The sequence below is a fragment of the Collinsella sp. AF05-9 genome, assembly GCF_003465595.1.
Lineage (GTDB): Bacteria > Actinomycetota > Coriobacteriia > Coriobacteriales > Coriobacteriaceae > Collinsella.
Genome location: NZ_QSBB01000060.1, coordinates 1 through 4,226, shown reverse-complemented (window position 1 = coordinate 4,226; position 4,226 = coordinate 1). Strand labels below are relative to the sequence as shown.

Here is a 4,226-nt window from a genome sequence, read left to right as displayed (position 1 = left end):
TTCTTGCCCGCCTCGTAGACGTTCCTGCCGTCCTCGAGGTAGCCCTCCTGGTCAAAGTGCATGATCTCGATCTTCTCGGTCTCCTTCATGTGTGTCCTCCCATCACATGTGCGCGATTCTATACATCGCGCTTCTTGCTGATACCAATTATAGCCATACGATTGCTCATTATTTAATACCAATCTAAACTCACGGAGATTTACGGCGAACGGTCGGTTTCCTCGCCCGAGTGGTATTACAACGCCATTAGTTGTCTAATTCGAGCAGCACTGCAACGAACACTCCGCAACTCGCCACCTAAAACTACGTTGCGCCAAACCCGCCCTAGTGTTTCCGGCGCAACCGCGCAGTTCGGTTATTCGGCTTCCATCTCTGCTATCACACGACGATACATATCGATAACCTGAGTTGTCGCCTTAGACGGATCCTGATAGTAGCGGCCGTCACACGTCTCGGCCGAGGCATAGCCCGTATAGCCGTGGCGCATGAGCGCCTCGAGGTCGGCACGCATATCGCGCTCGCCGTCGCCCCAGGCAAGATGCGTCGTGCCGCCGCCGACATCCACAAAGTGGGTGTGGACGATCTTGTCGCCCAAGACCTCAAAGTAGCCGTCGATTGTGTCGCCGGCAACTTCCATGGCGCCAAAGTCGATACAAGCCTTCAGGTTGGGACGATCGACCGCCTCGAGGATGCGCGCGACGTCCTGCGCGGTGTTGACCAGCACGGACTCCGACGGCTGTAGCGCCTCGAGCGCAACGCGAATGCCGCGCGTATCGGCATAGTCGCATACCGAACGCAGCATGGCAACGCTGCGGGCCCAGGCGTCCTCAGCCGGCTCGTCCAGATAGGCCCAACCACTCGTCACCAGAATCTGCGGCGCACCCAGCTCAACGGCAACGTCAATGACATTCTTAAAGTACGAGAGTATGCGCTTTTGGCCCGCCTCACCACGCACCGCGACATTCCACGGCTTGGGGTTGTTCTGCTCGGGGCACACGCACACGATCTTGATGCCGTACTGGGCGGCAAGATCGCGAATCTTATCCACCGAATCGTGCTCGTGGCAATCCACATACAGGTGCATCGAGCCAGTCCACAGCTCGATATTGCGATAACCCGCCTCGCCTGCAGCCTTAAAGAACGTCTCGATGCTGTAGTAACGATGGTTGATGTTCATGAGCGAAAGCTCGGGTACGGCCATAGTCCTCCCCTTTCGTACGGGCTTTTAAAAAACAGGGGGCTGCCGCACATGCGACAAGCCCCCAAAGATCGACGCAACCGTTAGACGCGATGGAAGCGCGATTTAAACATATTAGGCAAGCACGCCAAAGAAGGCACCGATGATGCCGATGACCATGGTGCAGAGAATCAGGACCATCGGGTTGATCTTCTTGGAGAGCAGCCAGTAGTAAATCCAGAAGGCGGCCATGCCGAGCATGCCGGGCATGATGCCGTCCAGGATGTCCTGGAGGGTCTGGGCGGAGTCGCCCTGACCGATGGCGACGGGCAGCGAAGCCCAGAACATGTCCTTGCTCATGGCGCCGACCACCATGACGCCGACGATGCCGACGCAGGCCATGATCTTTTGCATCAGACCGGTCTTCTGAGCCTCGTTGAGGAAGCCAATGCCCAGTTCATAACCCTTGATAGCGCCAAAGATACGAATCAGGAACGCCGGGATGTTATAGATGAGCAGGAAGGCGATGGGGCCAAAGGCGTTGCCGGCCTGGCACAGGCTGATGCCCACGGCAGCGGCAACAACGCGCAGGGTGGACAGGAAGAAGGAGTCACCCAGACCGGAAAGCGGGCCCATGAGGGCGGCCTTGATGTCGTTGACGCTCTCGGGCTCAACCTCGCCGCGAGCGACCTTCTCTTCCATGGCCATCGCGATGCCGCCCACGAAGGGAGCGAGCTGCGGGGTGATGTTGAAGAATGCGCTGTGACGGTGCAGGGCCTCGGCGTAATCGTCGGGACGGCCGGCATAGATCTTCTTGAGCATGTTGGCGACCATCAGGCAGAAGGCAATGTTCATCTGCTTGTAGTAGGTCCAGGAGAACTCCATGCCCAGAGCGCCGGTACTCAGAGAGCTCTTAATGAGGTCGGAGCGAGTAATCTGGTTCTCGGAATTAGAAGTCATCGTCCTCATCCCCTTCCACAGAAAGCTGGGGCTGGGCGCCACCAAGGCCCAGCAGGTCGAACTTGTTGATGCCGATGATGATTGCGATCAGAGCGACACCGAGGACGGGCACGTTGGCATAGGAGCACATCAGGAAGCCCAGGAAGTAGAACGGCACGAGCTGCTTGGTAAGCACCAGACGACCGAGCATTGCGAAGCCCATGGCAGGCAGGATGTTGGCTGCGACGCCAAAGCCATCAAGGACAAACGTCGGGATGAAGTCGAGCAGACCCTGAACGGCGTCAGCGCCAAGATAGAAGGAGACGGAGCACAGGAAGAAGGCCAGGGCGACAATCACAAGACCGATAACCCAGTGCATAGCGTAGATACCCTTGAGGTTACCCTTGCTGGCAAAGACGTCGGCGCGGTCGACCAGAAGGGGCATACCGGCGTTGATGACGTTCTTGATGGCCAGGCACAGGGTGGCGATGGGCATCGCGAGCGCGATAGCGGCCTCAGTGCTCTGGCCCAGCTGAATAGCGAAGGCGCAGGCGAGCACGCCGCCAATCGTCTCATCAGGTGGCACGTAAGCGCCGATGGCAATAGAACCCATGAAGAGCAGCTCGAGGCTCGCGCCGATGGCGAGGCCGGACTGCAGGTCCCCGAGGACTATGCCGACGAGCGGGCACAGAACGATCGGGCGGAACGCATAGAGCGTACCGAGCTGATAATCGAGCTTACCGAAAGCAGCGATAAGTCCGATGAGGATCGCTTGAACAAGCATTGTTCCTCCTTTTGATCCCTCTTGGATCCGGTCGGCGATTCCCGACTTGTCAGCGCGCCCTTTTCCATGCCGACAATCGCCTAGGCAGATCCAGCTTGTACCGGCGTGCTGTTAACACCTAAACCGGTACAAATGATTTCATACCAATTATATAGTCATGCAGAAACTATTTAATACCAATCGCTCAACGGGCAAGTACTTCCGGTGAACGGTAGGTGGACTACCGGGTAAAGCGTTTATCCGCTACTCCACGGATAGGGCAGCACCATGCGTGCCGCCCCGTGGTCCCAAGTTACAGGACACTCATAGCGTCGACCTTGGGGTCATCGGCCAGAGCGCGAATCTCGACCTCGACACCACGACCGACGAGCTCGCGGATTTCCTCTTCCTCGGCGGCGGTCACAAAGACCTGACGCGAAACCTGGCGGGCGTCGGGACGCTGTTCGTCCTTGGACTTGGTGTTGCCCAGGTTAATCGAGGTAATCTGCGGGCAGCCGTCGGCAAGCTGCTTGGCCTCGGCGATGCTGGCGACGCAGATGATCATCTTGTACTTATCAGTGACACCAGAGTTAATTGCCTCGATGGCGTGTTCCATGTCCTTGATGACGAGCTTGGCGTTGGCCGGCTTGCCCATCTTGAGCGTGGTCTTCCAAACGGGATCGTTGGCAACCTTGTCGCCGACGCAGAAGATGCAGTCGGAGCCCAGGCCCTGGACCCAAGAGACGGCCACCTGGCCATGAAGCAGACGATGGTCGACGCGAAGCAGTTGAATCATGATTGACCCCCAAAGGTCTCATGCCGGAAACCCGGCCCCATTAATAGCAGGCGGAGACTAGAACTCTTCCTCGTCATCCGCATCGGTCAGCAGATCGTTGACAAACTTGACGCGCGTGTCGTCAGCCGCGATTATCTCGCGGATAACCTGATCGGCGGGAGCCTCCTGATCCGAGAACAGTAGCTGGATCAGCAGCGGCAGGTTCATGTTGGCGACAAGGTAGGTGTTGGGACGCGTCTGAACGATCTTGGTGAACTCGTTGTTGACGCTACCGCCAAACAGGTCGGTGCACACAATCACGTCATCGGCAGGGTCGATGGTCGCCAGCAGCTTTGCGGCCTCCTCGGCGACGTCGGTGCGACCGTCGACAAACATCGATAGATCGTGAACGTTATCGCGCGCGCCCGAGAGCAGCTCGGTGCTCTCTTTAATGCCGGTCGCAAAATGCGCGTGGCTGGCGAAGATGTATTGCCTCATTACAGTTTCCCCCAAATGGAATTAGTAGTCGAACTGGTGGTAGTAGCGGCGGTACTTGAGGTTGTGCTTGGTGA

At 57.8% G+C, this 4,226-nt stretch carries 6 protein-coding genes; all 6 read right to left on the bottom strand.

Translation table 11 applies throughout. The annotated features are described in order from the left end of the window. Positions 1-182: hypothetical protein (locus DWV43_RS10455; protein ID WP_147346283.1), on the bottom strand; the 182-nt coding region annotated here is incomplete at its 3' end. A 173-nt stretch (positions 183-355) separates the two neighbouring features. Beyond that, positions 356-1,201, bottom strand: a complete 846-nt coding sequence (locus tag DWV43_RS09825; RefSeq protein ID WP_055252639.1) for a sugar phosphate isomerase/epimerase — start codon at positions 1,199-1,201, stop codon at positions 356-358. Between the two features lie 111 nt (positions 1,202-1,312). Continuing rightward, positions 1,313-2,137 (bottom strand): PTS system mannose/fructose/sorbose family transporter subunit IID, encoded by an 825-nt coding sequence (locus DWV43_RS09820; protein WP_369831513.1) that lies wholly within the window; start codon positions 2,135-2,137, stop codon positions 1,313-1,315. Continuing rightward, positions 2,127-2,900, bottom strand: coding sequence for a PTS sugar transporter subunit IIC (locus DWV43_RS09815; RefSeq protein WP_117636066.1), 774 nt, complete (start codon positions 2,898-2,900; stop codon positions 2,127-2,129). The genes DWV43_RS09820 and DWV43_RS09815 overlap by 11 nt, the downstream gene beginning before the upstream one ends. Positions 2,901-3,192: 292 nt before the next feature. Next, positions 3,193-3,675: a PTS sugar transporter subunit IIB gene (locus DWV43_RS09810; RefSeq protein WP_117636067.1), complete on the bottom strand. Its 483-nt coding sequence runs from the start codon at positions 3,673-3,675 to the stop codon at positions 3,193-3,195. A gap of 57 nt (positions 3,676-3,732) precedes the next feature. After that, complete coding sequence (locus DWV43_RS09805; protein ID WP_117636068.1) at positions 3,733-4,152, bottom strand: PTS sugar transporter subunit IIA; 420 nt, start codon at positions 4,150-4,152, stop codon at positions 3,733-3,735. Between the last annotated feature and the right edge of the window lie 74 nt (positions 4,153-4,226).